This window comes from Mesorhizobium huakuii, from assembly GCF_030160235.1.
Taxonomy (GTDB): Bacteria; Pseudomonadota; Alphaproteobacteria; order Rhizobiales; family Rhizobiaceae; genus Mesorhizobium; species Mesorhizobium huakuii.
Map to the genome: position 1 here is coordinate 227,130 of NZ_BSNY01000010.1, position 13,692 is coordinate 240,821.

Consider the following 13,692-nt stretch of genomic DNA (forward strand, 5'->3'; position numbering starts at 1 on the left):
TGCCGGCGGCTTTTACTTAGGCTCGGCCGTCACTGGATCGTAGGTGATTTCGACCTTCGCCTTGTCCGACGTGTAGTAGGTGACGGTGTAGGCGTCCTTGTCCCAGTCGACCTCTTTCACGTAGCGAAAGCCGTCGCGCTGTTCGACCTTGGCGATGATCTCCGAGAGCTTCTTGGCGTTGGTCGGCGGCAACGGCTTGTCGTCGGCGGCCAGAGCAGGTCCGGCGACGAGAAGAACGGCGACGCTGGTTGCGACGAGAAATCTGGACATGGTTTTCCCTCAAGTTTCGATGGACAGAAACTCGCAGGTGTCTCGGTTGGTTCCGGATGGGACGCCTTGCGTGCCAGGCCATGTCCGCACAAGTTGCAATTCGCTGCGCCGCTGCCAACAGAGCATTGGCGGACTAAGGCTGGAAAACCATTTGAAAAGATGGTGGGCGATGCAGGGATTGAACCTGCGACCCCACCCGTGTGAAGGGTGTGCTCTCCCGCTGAGCTAATCGCCCGCTCGTTGCCCGAAGGCCAAGCGAGCCGCGATATAAGGGAGGCCGGTCGGTTAAGTCAAGGCGCTGTCTGGCGTTCTTGCAGAGATCGGATTCTGCGCCATTTCGCGCCCGTCCCGACGATATTCTCGTTGCTTTCCGCTCAGTGTCCCGCAGCGCGGATCAATCGCTCCGCCAGATCCACGGTCAGCGCGTCGAAATGCGAGATGATCGCCGAGGGCTCGAATTCGCGGACATGCCGGTCGGTGTAGCCGAAGTCGACCGCCACCACCGGTATGCCGGCGGCCTTGGCGGTGTCGATGTCGGTTTGCGAATCGCCGACCATCAGGGCGCGGTGCGGATCGCCGCCGGCGAGCCTGATGGTTTCGGTCAGGTGGCGCGGATCGGGCTTGCGGAACGCGAACGTGTCCTGGCCGGCGATGGCCGCGAAATGCCTGGCCAAGCCGAGCGCTTCGATCAGCGCGAGCGAGTTGGCCTCGTATTTGTTGGTGCAGATGGCCAGGAGATAGCCCGCCTTCTCGAAGCGCGCGATCGCGTCGACGACACCGGGGTAGGGGCGCGATTTGCCGGGGATGTTGTCGGTGTAGTGATCGAGGAACAGTTTCAGCAGCCGGTCATGCTCGGCGACCTCGAGCGAGCGCTGCTGGGCGGCGTGCGCCCGCTCTATCATCACGCGGCCGCCATGGCCGACGAAGCGCCTGAAGCCGGCCTCGTCGACAGCCGTGAGTTCGCTGGCGGCCAAGCTGTGGTTGAGGCTGTCGAGCAGGTCCGGCGCCGTGTCAATCAGCGTTCCGTCGAGGTCGAACACGATGATCGGGCGACTCATGATCCATCCTGCGCAGGTTTGTGCATTGGCAGGCGATAGCGGCTGTGGCGCGTCAAGGCAAGCAAAGCGGTGTACAGGCGCCCAACGGTCAGAGGCTTTGACCCCGGTCAAAAGCTTTGACCCGGCCGGCAAAAATGCTAGGAGCCCGAAACACAAGGTTCCCCGGGGCAGCAAGCGGCATGGATGCAAGACAGTTGAAGGTCGAGGCCGCGCGGGCCGCCCTTGCCCATGTCAGCGACGGCATGCGGCTCGGCATCGGCACCGGCACCACGGCGGAAGAGTTCGTACGGCTGCTCGCCGACAAGGTCGCCACCGGCATGACCGTCATCGGCGTGCCGACTTCCGAGCGCACCGCGGCACTTTGCCGAGAGCTTGGCGTGCCGCTGTCGACGTTGGAGGAAACGCCCGAGCTCGATCTTACGGTCGACGGCGCCGACGAGGTCGACCCGGAACTGACCCTGATCAAGGGCGGCGGCGGCGCGCTGCTGCGCGAGAAGATCGTGGCCGCGGCCTCGCAGCGCATGATCGTCATCGCCGACCGGTCGAAGATGGTCGAGACGCTCGGCCGTTTTCCGCTGCCGATCGAAGTCAACCAGTTCGGCCTGCGCGCCACCGAGATCGCCATAGCCAAGACGGCTGCGGAGCTCGGCCTTTCCGGTCCGATTACATTGAGGATGACGGGAAGCCAGGCTTTTGTTACAGACGGCGGCCATTTTATCCTCGATGCATCTTTTGGCCGCATTCCGGATACAAGAGCGCTTTCGAATGCTCTCCACGCCATTCCGGGCGTGGTCGAGCATGGTCTTTTCATCGGGCTGGCGTCAGCGGCCATCATCGCCGGCGGCGACGGTATCCAAACCGTCCATGCCGCCCGAAAACCAGGGAGTTCTATCGATCATGATGTTGCATAACCGGGTTCGCGGCCTTTGCGTCGTTCTGGCGGCTTCGGCCGTTTTCGCCTTGTCGTCGCCGGCGTTTTCGCAGGATGTCACCGAATCGCACCTGAAGGCGGCCCGCGCGGCGGTCGCGGCGATCCATGCTACCGATCCGTTCGACAGCATCCTGCCGCAGGCTGCCGCCGCGCTCGAATCGCAGCTCATCCAGAAGAACCCGGACATGCAGGAGCTGATCGGCAAGACGATCAGCGAGAAGGCTTTGGCATTGGCGTCACGCCGCGCCGATCTCGAAAAGGAAGCGGCGCTTGCCTATGCGAAGGTGTTTTCCGAAAAGGAACTCAACGATATCGCGGCCTTCTACAACTCCGACTCCGGCAAGAAGCTGCTCGACAGCGGCCCGACCGTGACGCGTGATCTGGTCAAGGCGGCCGACATCTGGCAAAACGGCCTTGGCCGCGACCTCGCCCAGCAGGTCGGCGAAACGCTGGCCGCGGCCGCCAAGGCAAAGGCCAAGGCAGCCCCTGCGCCCGCTGATGGTGCCGCTCCGGCCGACAATGCGGCTCCGGCGGACGGCGCCGCGCCCGCGGACGGTTCAGCACCGGCCGACGGTTCAGCTCCCGCCGACGGCACGCAGAACTGATCCTGCGTTTTCAAATGTGGCCTTGCGGCCATCTGTGAAGCCCGGCTTGCCCGGGCTTTTCTTTTGGCCTTTGGCGGCCTACCTGTCACTCACATTTCCCGACATTCAAGGAGCTGCCTCATGGCCGGTTATGACTATGATCTTTTCGTCATCGGCGGCGGCTCCGGCGGGGTGAGGGCGGCGCGCGTTGCCGCCGCACTCGGCAAGCGCGTCGGCATCGCCGAGGAATACCGTTTTGGCGGTACCTGCGTCATCCGCGGCTGCGTGCCGAAAAAACTCTACGTCTACGCCTCGCAATTTCCGGAGCATTTCGCCGATGCCGCCGGCTATGGCTGGACGGTGCCGGAAGCCAGTTTCAACTGGCAGACACTGGTCGCCAACAAGGATCGCGAGATCAGCCGGCTGGAGGCGATCTACAAGAAGAATGTCGAGGGCTCAGGCGGCGAGACCTTCCATTCGCGGGCGATGATCGTCGACCCGCATGTCATCCATCTTCTTGGCGAGGACCGGACCGTCACGGCCGACCAGATCCTGATCGCCACCGGCGGCCGTCCGGCAGCGCATCCGGCACTTCCCGGTCATGAGCATTGCATCTTTTCCAACGAGGCTTTCGACCTCAAGGAACTGCCAAAGGCGATCATGATCGAGGGCGGCGGCTATATCGCGGTCGAGTTCGCCAACATCTTCCACGGTCTCGGCGTCGACACCACGCTGGTCTATCGCGGCAAGGAGATCCTCAGCCGCTTCGACATGGACCTGCGCCGCACGCTGCACGAGACCATGGAAAAGAAGGGGATAAGGATCCTCTGCCATGCCGTATCGGAGTCGATCCGCAAGCGGCCGGACGGCCGGCTCGACGCCCTTCTCACCAGCGGCCAGACGCTGACGGTGGACCAGGTCATGCTGGCCATCGGGCGCATCCCCAACACCGAGAACATGGGCCTGGAAGGTATCGGCCTCGAGATGACCCAGGCCGGCGCGATCAAGGTGGACGAGTACTCCCGCACCAACATCGACAATATCTGGGCGATCGGCGACGTCACCAACCGCGTGCAGCTGACACCGGTGGCGATCCACGAAGCGATGTGCTTTGTCGAGACGGCGTTCAAGGGCAACCCGACCGCGCCCGACCACGAAACGATCGCGACCGCGGTCTTCTCGCAGCCGGAAATCGGTACTGTCGGCCTCTCCGAGGATGAGGCCGTGAAGCGTTTCGCCGATGTCGAGATCTATCGCGCCAGCTTCCGGCCGATGCGGCATACGCTGTCGGGCCGCGACGAGAAGATGCTGATGAAGCTGGTAGTCGACGGCGCTTCCCGCAAAGTGCTCGGCGCCCACATATTGGGGCCGGATGCCGGCGAAATGGCGCAGCTGCTCGGCATTCCGCTGAAGGCCGGCCTGACCAAGGATGATTTCGATCGCACAATGGCCGTGCACCCGACCGCGGCGGAAGAACTGGTCACCATGTACAAGCCGACCTACCGCGTGAAGGACGGCCAGCGCGTCCAGTGACAGGCATGGTTTGCTCAAGGCAAGCCTGAAAGGCGGAAGCCGCCGCCGGCCATGGCCAGCGGCGGAAACAGCAATGCGGCTACAGCAGCGTGCCGCGCAGGATGACCAGCGCCACCGAGAAATAGATCACCAGCCCGGTGACATCGACCAGCGTGGCGACAAACGGCGCCGATGCGCTGGCGGGGTCGAAACCGATCCGTTTCAAGGCAAAGGGTAGCATCGAGCCCGACAAAGAGCCGAAGGTGACGATGCCGACCAGTGCGGCGCCCACCGTCGTGGCGATCAGCGGCCAATGCGGCCCATAGTCGTAGAAGCCCATATATTGCCAGAGAGCGATGCGGCAGATGCCGACCACGCCAAGCATGGCGCCCAGCACGAGACCGGTGGGCAGTTCGCGCAACGCCACCCGCCACCAGTCACGAAGGCCGATCTCGCGCAGCGCCAGCGCGCGGATGACCAGCGAGGTCGCCTGCGAGCCGGAATTGCCGCCGGAGCTCATGATCAGCGGGATGAAGAGGGTGAGCACGATCGCCTTCTCCAACTCACCCTCGTAGCTCTGCATGGCGTTGGCGGTCAGCATTTCGCTGATGAACAGCGCGCACAGCCAGCCGCCTCGTTTCTTGATCATGGAGAGGAAGCTCATCTTCATGTAGGGCTCGTCGAGCGCTTCCATGCCGCCGAAGCGATGCACATCCTCCGTCGTTTCCTCGATCATCGTGTCGATGATGTCGTCGATGGTGACGATGCCGAGGATCTTGCCATGGTCGACGACCGGCACGGCCAGCAGATCGTATTTGGAGATCGTCTGCGCCAGGGTTTCACGATCGGTCAGCGGGGTGACCGTCACCGGCACGCGGTCCGGCGCCACCGACAGGATCGGGTCGTCCGGCTCACCGGTGATGAGCCGGCGCAGGCCGGTCGACCGCACCAGGAGGTGCGTTTGCGGATCGACGATGTAGATCGCGTAGACAGTCTCACGCGTCCGCTCGACCTTGCGGATGTAGTCGAGCGTGCGCCCGACGGTCCAGTCCGAGGGAACGCTGACGAACTCCGTCGTCATGATCGATGCGGCGCTGCCTTCAGGATAACCCAGGATGGAAAGCAGGGTTGCGCGCAGCGGCGGCGCCAGTGCGCCGAGCAGTTCGGAACGTGCCGGCTCATCGAGCTCGCGCAGTATGTCGGCCGCACGGTCGACAGACATGGCGGTGAGCAGCTTGCTTGCCTTGGCACGGGGCAGGGCCTCCGCGAGTTCGGGCGCACCGTCGAGTTCGGGCTGGTCGAAGATCTCGACCAGCCGCTCGAAGGGGACCGCGCAAAGCAGATCCGTCGCGATTTCGCGCGATTCATGGTTGAGCGCCTCGACCACGTCGGCGACGTGGTCGTTTGCAAGGATGCGGGCGATGGCGACGGCCTCATCGTCCGCCACAGGGAAAAAATCGTTCATGGTTCACTCCTTGCCGTCCGGCAGGACATGAACCATGCGAGGTCACGTCTAGGCGGACGGCGGTTGCGTTCGACTAATACTGTCGCCAGGCATGGCGCGGTGACCTTTCCGCTTGCGGGTTCGCGTTTGACTATCAGCAAGCCGGCGCAACATAGGAGCGCACCTTGCCGAGTCAATCGCGGTGAGTGAGGAAAACAGCGCCGGATGGCTCCGATCGCGATACTGTGATCGCCGACTGCCGCGCTGCCCGGCAAGTCGCGGTGAAATCAACGTTATTTCTGCTTCAGCCGGCGCGAGAAACGCAACCATTTGTCCTCGACCGGCCGTGGCTGGGTCAGAATCGTGGTGAGTTCGACTGGCAGGGTCGGAGCCATTGGCTTCTTGGTGGCGACGCCGTCGGCGATCAACACGATCGAGTGGTAGAACTCGGTGCCGGCAGCCGATCGTGGCGCCACCGCTTCGTGCATGACGCTGATCACCGTGACATCGGGGCAGTTGTCCTTGATCGCCTGGTGGAAGGCAATCTTGCCTTCCGGGTCGAGGGCACCGGTCGCCTCGTCGAGGAACAGCAACCCCGGCTGCTGCAGGATGATGCGGGCCACCACCAGCTTCTGCTTCTGGCCGCCCGACAGGACCTGATCCCAGCTTTTGCCCTCACGGCTCTCACTGGCCATATGCTCGATGAAGTCGCCAAGGCCGGCTTTGTGCAGCGCCGACGCGACCTGCGCATCGCCGTGGTCGTGCTCGGAGCCCGGCAGGCAGACCAGCTGTTTCAGCGACACCTGCTGGAGCTTGACCTCCTGGGCGGCATAGAAACTCTTCACCCCGTCGGGAAAGACGATGGTGCCGCGGCCATAGGGCCAGAGGCCGTTGATCGCCTTGATCAGCGAAGTCTTGCCGCAACCGGATTCGCCCTTCAGGAACGTCCACTCGCCGCGCCGGAAGCGCAAATTGGCGGCACTGAGGAACGGGGTCGCGTCCTCGCCCTGATGCGCCAGTTCCAGCTTCTGGATGGTCAGGCCGAAGACCGGGTTCTGGCTGGCATAGTGGAAGTCGGACTGACCGGTCTGGCTGTAGAACGCCTGCGGATGCTGGACGTTCTCGATCGCGTTCGCCAGTTCGGTGACACGCTGGCTGTTGGCGCGCAGCGTGGCGATGGCGGGCATGACATGGATGAACCACGAGCACTGGCTGATCAGCTGGGCGACCATTTCGGAGCCGGTTATGTAGCCCTTGTAGTCCAGGCGGTTGTGTATGAACGACACCAGGCCGGGACCATAGGCGACGATCCGGGCGCCGAGGAAGTTGTAGATCAGCTCGAACGACGTGTAGCTGTTGTTGACGACATTGAGCTTGCCCCAGGTCTTGTCGATATCGACGTAGAGCTTGTCATGCATCGACTTTTGCACGTCTTCGCCATGCGAGGCGGCGACATGGAAGCTGCGGCGCAGGAACGTCGTCAGTTCACTGCGGTAGCTGCCCTCGGCCTGCTGCATGCGGATATTGAGCCGCTCGAGCAAGCGGCCAAGCTTGACCGCAATCCAGGTGTTCAGCGGCACGTAAATGGCGACGGCGAGGAAGGCCAGCACTGCGCTGCCATAACCGCCGAGGAACTCCAGTCCTTTGACCTCGACCGAGGATCCGATCAGATTTTCGCCGATAAAATAGAGCGAGGTCGCGACACCCAGAACGCCCATGGCGAGACCGATCGCCCCACCCGTCATGTCCTTGATCGATTCCTGAATGCGCTGGTCGATGTTGTCGGGTGCGACGATGCCGCCTGCCGCCGAACCATGCTGGGCATGGAAGTGGGTATGATTGCCGTCGAGCAGAGCCTTGTTGAACTGGCTATTCAGCCAGCCACGCCACTTTCGGTGCAGGGTTGCCGAGACAAGACCTCGCACGCCGGTGAAGCCGGCATCCTTCAGCACGACCAACAGAACCAATATGCCGGCATTGGTCAGAATTGCCTGCAGCGGGCTGGTGTTGGCTGCGTCGTGGAAAAAGGCGATCGAATTGCCCAACTCGCCCAATGCCAGGGCAAACCAGACGCCGGCCTTGCTGGAAAGCGCCGTCAGCAGGGCGATGACGATAGTGAGCGTCCAGGCTTCCTTCCAGCGCTCGGAGAACCAGTAGGCCTTCATCAGCCCCCAGAAACTGCGCATCGAGGATACCGGCGTCAAATGCGACCGCCCTGCGGCGCCGCTGTGTAGTCTATCCGGTACTGACTCCTGCGATCGTCTGCCGATCCGAATCACGATCCCGCCCAAACCTTTTTTGTTTTGTTACGGATGGTAACACCAATTGATCATTTTCCATTAATTTTTGTAGGGGGTCGGCGAGATTTGAAGTTCCGGCCGTGTCGGGAAGGCAACAGAGCAGGCATTCCAAGCGCTTCGCGGAAGCCGGTGGAAAGGCAATTTAACGTAACAATGTCAGATGGTTAATCGGCGACGGAGCGGTGCGCCATCACCTTCCCTTGGGGAAGGTTTCCACACGATTTCGTGACCCGTTTCGGCTCGTCCGATGGGCTGATTTTTCATTGCGGCTAGCCAAATTCCCGAAAACGGGCCGTCTTTTGACGTCTGATTCCTGCCGCTGTCGACCTTCCGGAGGCCGAGAAGTGATCTGAAACGGTCTTGTCGCAGGCGAGGGAATGACCCGGCCTCAGCCGACCTTGTCCAATTCGCCACGTACCTTCGCCGCCGCCACCTGGCGGATGGCATCAGCCAGCGTGTCGACGTCCTGAGCGCCCATGACGGCATATTTGCCTTCAAGCAGGAAGCACGGCACGCCCGTTATGCCCATGCGCGACGCCGTGGCGATCTCGGTGCGCACCGCTTCGACATCGGCGTCGGTGGGCAACAGCGTGGCGACCACGGACGCATCCATGCCGGCCTCGCGGGCGGCTTCGACCAACACGGCATGGTCGCCGATGTTGACGCCTTCCTCGAAATTCAACTGGAACAGGCGACGGACCAGCCTGTTCTGCATGGCTTCACCAGCAGCTCCCGCCCAACGGATCAGGCGGTGCGCATCGAGCGTATTCGGCGCCACCTTGATGGCGTCGAAGGCAAACGAAATGCCCTCTGCCTCGCCAAGAGGCTCGATGCGGGCATGAATCTCGCGAATGCGCTCATCGCTGCCGAACTTGGCCCGCATATACTCCCGGCGGTCCTTGCCTTGCGGCGGAATGGTCGGATCGAGCTGGAACGGCCGCCAGCGTATATGCACATCGACGTCGCCGGCCGCGGCGACCGCCTTGTCCAGCCGCTTCTGACCGATGAAACACCATGGGCAGACGACATCCGACACAACATCGACGGTTATGGCGCTCGCTTCGCTCATCTCGATCTCCGGATTTTCAGTTCGGTTTGCGCCACCATGTCGGCAGCTGATAACCGAATATGGGCGTCTTCTTCGGATGTTCCAGGTAATTCCAGTAAGCAAGCCACTGTTGCGTGTTGTACTGCATTGGCACCATGTAATTGCCCGAGATCAGCAGCCGGTCGAGAACGCGAACGGCGGCGACATAATCCTCCTTCGAGCGGGCGCGCAGCATCGCATCGATCGCCGCGTCGACCGCCGGATCGGCAACGCCGGCGAGATTGAACGAGCCTTCGGCCCTGGCCGCCTCGGAGCTCCAACGCCCGAGCTGTTCGAAGCCTGGCGACAGTGAATTGTTGAAGCCGCTGGATCCGATCAGGGCCTCGAAATCGAAGCGCTGCTTGCGCGACTGGATCTGGTCGCCGTCAAGGCTACGGATGCTGACGTTGATGCCGATCTTTTCCAGTGTGCGCTGATAGATGCCGGCCAGGCGCTCCTCGTCTTGCGAAGCAGTCAGAATCTCGAACCCGAACGGTTTGCCGTCGGGATCGAGCATCGTACCGTCCTGGACGTGGTAACCGATGCTTTTCAGGAGATCGAAAGCTGTCTTCAACACCTTGCGGTCCTGGCCCGAACCGTCGGTCACGGGCGGTTTCCAGGTGCCGTCCATGACGTCAGGCGGCACACGGCCGGGGTAGGGTGCGAGCAACGCCTTTTCCCTGTCGTCGGCCGGATGGCCGAGCGCGGAAAGTTCCGAGTTCTGCCAATAACTCATCGTGCGGGTGTATTTGCCGCCGAACAGGTTCTTGTTCGCCCATTCGAAGTCGTAAAGCATGCCGAGCGCGCGCCGAACCACCGGATTGGAGAACTTCGGCAGCCTCGTGTTGAACAGGAAACCGGTCACCACGGGCGGAATGCCGGTGTCGAAGGTTTCAGAAACCACCTCACCCCTGTGGAAGGCCGGGAAGTCCAGGTCACGCTCCCGCTTGACCGGGTCGCCGTCGTCGTCGACGGCGCAGAGGCCTTTCTTGAAAGCCTCTAGCTTGGCGTTGGCGTTGAGGAAATATTCGATGGTGATCTGGTCGTAATTGTCGAAGCCGCGCTTGGCCGGGACATCCTTGCCCCAATAATCGGGGTTGCGCTTGAACACGATACGCTGGCCCGGCGCCACCTGGGCAATGGTGTAAGGTCCACTGCCAATCAGCGGCTTCAGCGTTGTCTTGTCGAAAGTCTCCTTGTCGAAGGCATGTTTCGGCAGGATCGGCGTCAGCGCGATGATCATTGGCGTTTCGCGATTGGCCTTGTCATTGAAAGTGAAGCGCACGCTGTGATCACCGGTCTTTTCAAGCTTGGCGATCAGGCTCATGCGGGCGTTGTAGGGCGGGCGGCCCTTGTCGGTGAAGACATCGTAGGTGAATAGTACATCCTCCGGCGTCACCGGCTCGCCGTCCGACCACTTTGCCTTGGGGTTGAGGTGGAATTCGATCGACTTGCGCTCGGGATCCATATCCGCGCTGTCGGCGAGCAGGCCATAGAGACTGAAGGCCTCGTCGTAGTTGCGCTGCATCAGCGGTTCGAAAACGAGGTTGCCGTAGGTCAGATCCATCATGCCGCGCGCGGTTGTGCGCAGGCTTTTCAGGATGAAGGGGTTGAGGTTGTCGAAACTACCGACAACGCAATAGGTGATGCTGCCACCCTTCGGCGCATCGGGATTGACGTAGTCGAAATGGGTGTAGTCGGGCGGCAGGGCCGGCTCGCCCTGCATGGCGATGGCATGCTTCGGTTCCGACATGGCCGGTCGCGGCGAAAGGGTGAAAAGCGATATCGCGGTGATCAGCCAAACAAGAACGCGGCCCATGACCGTCTCCTTAACAGGTCGGCTTGATGATTCGGTGCGCACCCTAGCATGAGGCAGCTCATTGCCGGCCAATCGTGTCATCAAGAATTACAAGCAGGCGGGCTGGATTCGGCACCGCTTGCAGTGTAACACGCCGTCCGAAGTCATTCTGTTGCCTCATTTCGGCAACAGGTAGCTGGACCACACGGCGTAGAGAAGCCGGTTCCGGGATCATTTGAGAGGAAGTGCACGAGATGACGAGCCTGAACAGCAATGCGTACCGCCTTTCGGTCATGGCCGCGGGCGTGGTCGGCTTTCTGGGCGCAGGACTTCCCTCTGCTTACGCACAGCAGCAGCAACAGATCCCGCAGGGCTGGTTCAAGGCCTGCACCAAGCAGGAAGACGTCGACATCTGCAACGTCCAGAACATCGTCACTGCCGGCAACGGCCAGCTCGTCACCGGTGTCAGCCTGATCGAACTCAAGGGCAAGGTGAACCGCAAGGTGTTTCAGGTGACGGTCCCGACCGGTCGCCTGGTGCCTCCCGGCATCGGCCTGCAGATCGACACAGGCAAGGCGCAGAAGCTCGACTATGTCATCTGCTTCCCGGATCGTTGCGTGGCCGAAGTGCCGCTGACCGACCAGCTCGTCGCCTCGTTCAAGAAGGGTCAGGGGATCACGCTGACTTCGATCAACTTCCAGAATCAGGCCAACCCGATCAAGATAGCGCTCCAGGGCTTCAGCGGCGCCTATGACGGCCCGCCGCTGCAGCAGTCGGACATCGAGGACCGGCAGAAGAAGCTGCAGGACTTCGTCGCCAAGAACAACCAGGACTTCGCCAAGAAGCTCAAGGATGAGCAGGACAAGGCCAAGACCGCCAACTGATCACCGGCTCGGCCATTATCGAGCCAAAGAAAAAGCGGGGTCATGCCCCGCTTTTTTCGTGTCTGGCCCTGGCCTGGATTTTCCCGGCGGACGGCAGGAATGCGGCAAGGTCAGTGCCTGGACTGGCGTTTCGGCTCGTAACGCCCGTCCGGCCTCTTGTCGAACATCTCCTTGATCTGCGGGTGGCGGACCGGTTCGCCCGACCGATCCTCGAGCAGGTTCTGCTCCGACACATAGGCGATGTATTCGGTTTCCGAATTCTCGGCGAGCAGATGGTAGAACGGCTGATCCTTGCGCGGCCGCACATCGGCGGGAATGGCTTCATACCATTCGTCGGTGTTGGCGAACTGCGGGTCGACGTCGAAAATGATGCCTCGAAACGGAAACAGCCGGTGGCGAACCACCTGTCCGATCGCGAATTTGGCCGTTTTCATCGTACTCACCACTGAATTCCTTGACTTTATTTGGCGCAGACTCCGAGTCAATTCAATCCCGAAGCGTCTGAGCGCCTTGAAGCTACGCACAATGCGGCGCAAAGGTTTTTGATTGACGTCGCGATGTCGCGATAAATCCGCAAAATCGCTACGGCTGCCGCAAGGGTTTTCGCAGGCCGCCCGCGAGTGCTGCAAAACCGCTGCCGGGACGAAGTCCTTCGCGCATGAAGAAGGCGCGCAGCGGTGCAAAGCCGCCGAGCACGCTGAGACCGGCGCCGCGCGCCATCTGCGCTGGCAGCATATCGGAGAGCAGCGACATGTTGAGGAGGTTGACCGCGCTGCTGCGCGCCAGAATGTCGGGCCGGCGCTTGAAATCGTAGGCTGCAAGGACCTTGGACGCGCCTGGATCTCCGCTATTTTCTTTTGCAATTCCAACCAGATCGTCAATATCCCTGATGCCAAGGTTGAGGCCTTGCGCACCGATGGGCGGGAACACATGCGCGGCTTCGCCGACAAGCGCCACCCGGTCTCGCGCGAAACGCAGGGGCGTCACGGTCGAAAGCGGATAGATCTGGCGGCCCGGCTCTACCGTCACCCGACCCAGCATCGACTGCATCTGCTGCTCGACCCGCAGCGAGAGCGTTGCGTCATCCAGTGCGGCAAGCTCCTTGGCCGTCTCGGGCTTCACCACCCAGACGAGGCTTGAGCGATTGCCGGGTAACGGAACCTGAGTGAACGGACCGGTTTCTGTGTGGAACTCGGTCGAGGTGGAGGCGTGCTCACGGCTATGGCCGAAATTGAGCACGAGCGCGGCCTGCGGATAGGCGTGCGAGCCGGTTGAGATGCCCGCTGCCTCGCGCGCAGGCGACAGGCGTCCATCGGCGGCGACCGCCAGGGACGCGCCAACCTCGCTGCGGTCAGCGAGAATAGCATGAGCCCGATCGGCGTCGAGATGCCAGCTCTTCACCATCGACCTGCGCCATTCGATCCCGGGATGGGCGGCCACCTTGTCGGCAAGCGCCGGGCCAAGGACGCTGTTTGGCAGGTTCAGCCCGAACTGGTCCTCGTCGATCTCGCTGGCGCGGAAGGTGACGACAGGGCTGCGGATCAGCCGGCTGGTCGCGTCGACGATGCGCATGACTTTCAAGGGAGCGGCCTTGGGCCTGATGGCTTCAAGAACATCGAGCCGCTCAAGCACTTTCAGGGCAGGGTTCATCAGCGCCGTGGTGCGGCCATCGGGGGCCGACGCTTCAGGCCCGACCAGCGTCACCGGGAAGCCGGCATCGGCGAAAGCCAGCGCGGCGATCAGCCCTGCCGGACCGGTGCCGGCAATCAGTATTCGCGCTGTTTCCTGATGCTCCAAGATCGGTTTCCGGCTTGCGATGCGGGG

The 13,692-nt window shown here is 62.1% G+C and carries 12 protein-coding genes and 1 tRNA gene; 4 read left to right on the plus strand and 9 right to left on the minus strand.

Annotated elements, in window-relative coordinates; all coding sequences use genetic code 11:
- Positions 1 to 12 precede the first annotated feature (12 nt).
- From QQK95_RS04405 to QQK95_RS04415, 3 genes are all read right to left on the minus strand, one after another.
- Positions 13 to 270, minus strand: coding sequence for a PepSY domain-containing protein (locus tag QQK95_RS04405; RefSeq protein WP_284269354.1), 258 nt, complete (start codon positions 268 to 270; stop codon positions 13 to 15).
- Between the two features lie 160 nt (positions 271 to 430).
- Positions 431 to 505, minus strand: a tRNA-Val gene (locus tag QQK95_RS04410).
- Positions 506 to 644: 139 nt separating this feature from the next.
- Complete coding sequence (locus QQK95_RS04415; protein ID WP_284269356.1) at positions 645 to 1,328, minus strand: phosphoglycolate phosphatase; 684 nt, start codon at positions 1,326 to 1,328, stop codon at positions 645 to 647.
- Positions 1,329 to 1,507: 179 nt separating this feature from the next.
- Here QQK95_RS04415 and rpiA point away from each other — a divergent pair, with 179 nt between their 5' ends.
- The 3 genes from rpiA to gor all read left to right on the plus strand — a co-directional run bounded on the left by rpiA (position 1,508) and on the right by gor (position 4,376).
- Complete coding sequence (rpiA, locus tag QQK95_RS04420; RefSeq protein ID WP_284269358.1) at positions 1,508 to 2,239, plus strand: ribose-5-phosphate isomerase RpiA; 732 nt, start codon at positions 1,508 to 1,510, stop codon at positions 2,237 to 2,239.
- Positions 2,226 to 2,864 carry a DUF2059 domain-containing protein gene (locus QQK95_RS04425; protein WP_284269360.1) on the plus strand — a complete coding sequence of 213 codons (639 nt, stop codon included), beginning with the start codon at positions 2,226 to 2,228 and terminating at the stop codon, positions 2,862 to 2,864. The genes rpiA and QQK95_RS04425 overlap by 14 nt, the downstream gene beginning before the upstream one ends.
- Positions 2,865 to 2,984: 120 nt before the next feature.
- Positions 2,985 to 4,376, plus strand: coding sequence for a glutathione-disulfide reductase (gene gor / locus QQK95_RS04430; protein WP_284269362.1), 1,392 nt, complete (start codon positions 2,985 to 2,987; stop codon positions 4,374 to 4,376).
- A gap of 79 nt (positions 4,377 to 4,455) precedes the next feature.
- Here the strand turns inward: gor and mgtE are convergent, their stop codons facing one another.
- The 4 genes from mgtE to QQK95_RS04450 all read right to left on the minus strand — a co-directional run bounded on the left by mgtE (position 4,456) and on the right by QQK95_RS04450 (position 11,005).
- The gene (gene mgtE, locus QQK95_RS04435; protein WP_284269364.1) at positions 4,456 to 5,820 is read right to left on the minus strand and encodes a magnesium transporter; all 1,365 of its coding nucleotides are present in this window, start codon (positions 5,818 to 5,820) and stop codon (positions 4,456 to 4,458) included.
- 272 nt (positions 5,821 to 6,092) lie between these two features.
- Complete coding sequence (locus tag QQK95_RS04440) at positions 6,093 to 7,985, minus strand: ABC transporter ATP-binding protein/permease (protein WP_284269366.1); 1,893 nt, start codon at positions 7,983 to 7,985, stop codon at positions 6,093 to 6,095.
- Between the two features lie 502 nt (positions 7,986 to 8,487).
- Positions 8,488 to 9,168: a DsbA family oxidoreductase gene (locus QQK95_RS04445; RefSeq protein ID WP_284269368.1), complete on the minus strand. Its 681-nt coding sequence runs from the start codon at positions 9,166 to 9,168 to the stop codon at positions 8,488 to 8,490.
- Between the two features lie 16 nt (positions 9,169 to 9,184).
- Positions 9,185 to 11,005, minus strand: a complete 1,821-nt coding sequence (locus tag QQK95_RS04450) for an extracellular solute-binding protein (protein ID WP_284269370.1) — start codon at positions 11,003 to 11,005, stop codon at positions 9,185 to 9,187.
- A 233-nt stretch (positions 11,006 to 11,238) separates the two neighbouring features.
- Between QQK95_RS04450 and QQK95_RS04455 the strand changes: the two genes are divergently transcribed.
- Positions 11,239 to 11,868: an invasion associated locus B family protein gene (locus QQK95_RS04455; RefSeq protein ID WP_284269372.1), complete on the plus strand. Its 630-nt coding sequence runs from the start codon at positions 11,239 to 11,241 to the stop codon at positions 11,866 to 11,868.
- Between the two features lie 110 nt (positions 11,869 to 11,978).
- On the opposite strand, the gene hspQ is transcribed toward QQK95_RS04455, so the two are convergent.
- Both hspQ and QQK95_RS04465 read right to left on the minus strand, forming a co-directional pair.
- A complete protein-coding gene (gene hspQ, locus QQK95_RS04460) occupies positions 11,979 to 12,302 on the minus strand; it encodes a heat shock protein HspQ (protein WP_019858091.1) in 324 nt (107 codons plus the stop codon).
- A gap of 148 nt (positions 12,303 to 12,450) precedes the next feature.
- Positions 12,451 to 13,665, minus strand: a complete 1,215-nt coding sequence (locus QQK95_RS04465) for a UbiH/UbiF family hydroxylase (protein ID WP_284269374.1) — start codon at positions 13,663 to 13,665, stop codon at positions 12,451 to 12,453.
- Positions 13,666 to 13,692 lie beyond the last annotated feature (27 nt).

Bases quoted from the DNA above. Each gene is read 5' to 3' on its own strand.
- QQK95_RS04405 (WP_284269354.1), bottom strand. From the start codon at position 270: ATGTCCAGATTTCTCGTCGCAACCAGCGTCGCCGTTCTTCTCGTCGCC.
- QQK95_RS04415 (WP_284269356.1), bottom strand. From the start codon at position 1,328: ATGAGTCGCCCGATCATCGTGTTCGACCTCGACGGAACGCTGATTGAC.
- rpiA (WP_284269358.1), top strand. From the start codon at position 1,508: ATGGATGCAAGACAGTTGAAGGTCGAGGCCGCGCGGGCCGCCCTTGCC.
- QQK95_RS04425 (WP_284269360.1), top strand. From the start codon at position 2,226: ATGATGTTGCATAACCGGGTTCGCGGCCTTTGCGTCGTTCTGGCGGCT.
- gor (WP_284269362.1), top strand. From the start codon at position 2,985: ATGGCCGGTTATGACTATGATCTTTTCGTCATCGGCGGCGGCTCCGGC.
- mgtE (WP_284269364.1), bottom strand. From the start codon at position 5,820: ATGAACGATTTTTTCCCTGTGGCGGACGATGAGGCCGTCGCCATCGCC.
- QQK95_RS04440 (WP_284269366.1), bottom strand. From the start codon at position 7,985: ATGCGCAGTTTCTGGGGGCTGATGAAGGCCTACTGGTTCTCCGAGCGC.
- QQK95_RS04445 (WP_284269368.1), bottom strand. From the start codon at position 9,168: ATGAGCGAAGCGAGCGCCATAACCGTCGATGTTGTGTCGGATGTCGTC.
- QQK95_RS04450 (WP_284269370.1), bottom strand. From the start codon at position 11,005: ATGGGCCGCGTTCTTGTTTGGCTGATCACCGCGATATCGCTTTTCACC.
- QQK95_RS04455 (WP_284269372.1), top strand. From the start codon at position 11,239: ATGACGAGCCTGAACAGCAATGCGTACCGCCTTTCGGTCATGGCCGCG.
- hspQ (WP_019858091.1), bottom strand. From the start codon at position 12,302: ATGAAAACGGCCAAATTCGCGATCGGACAGGTGGTTCGCCACCGGCTG.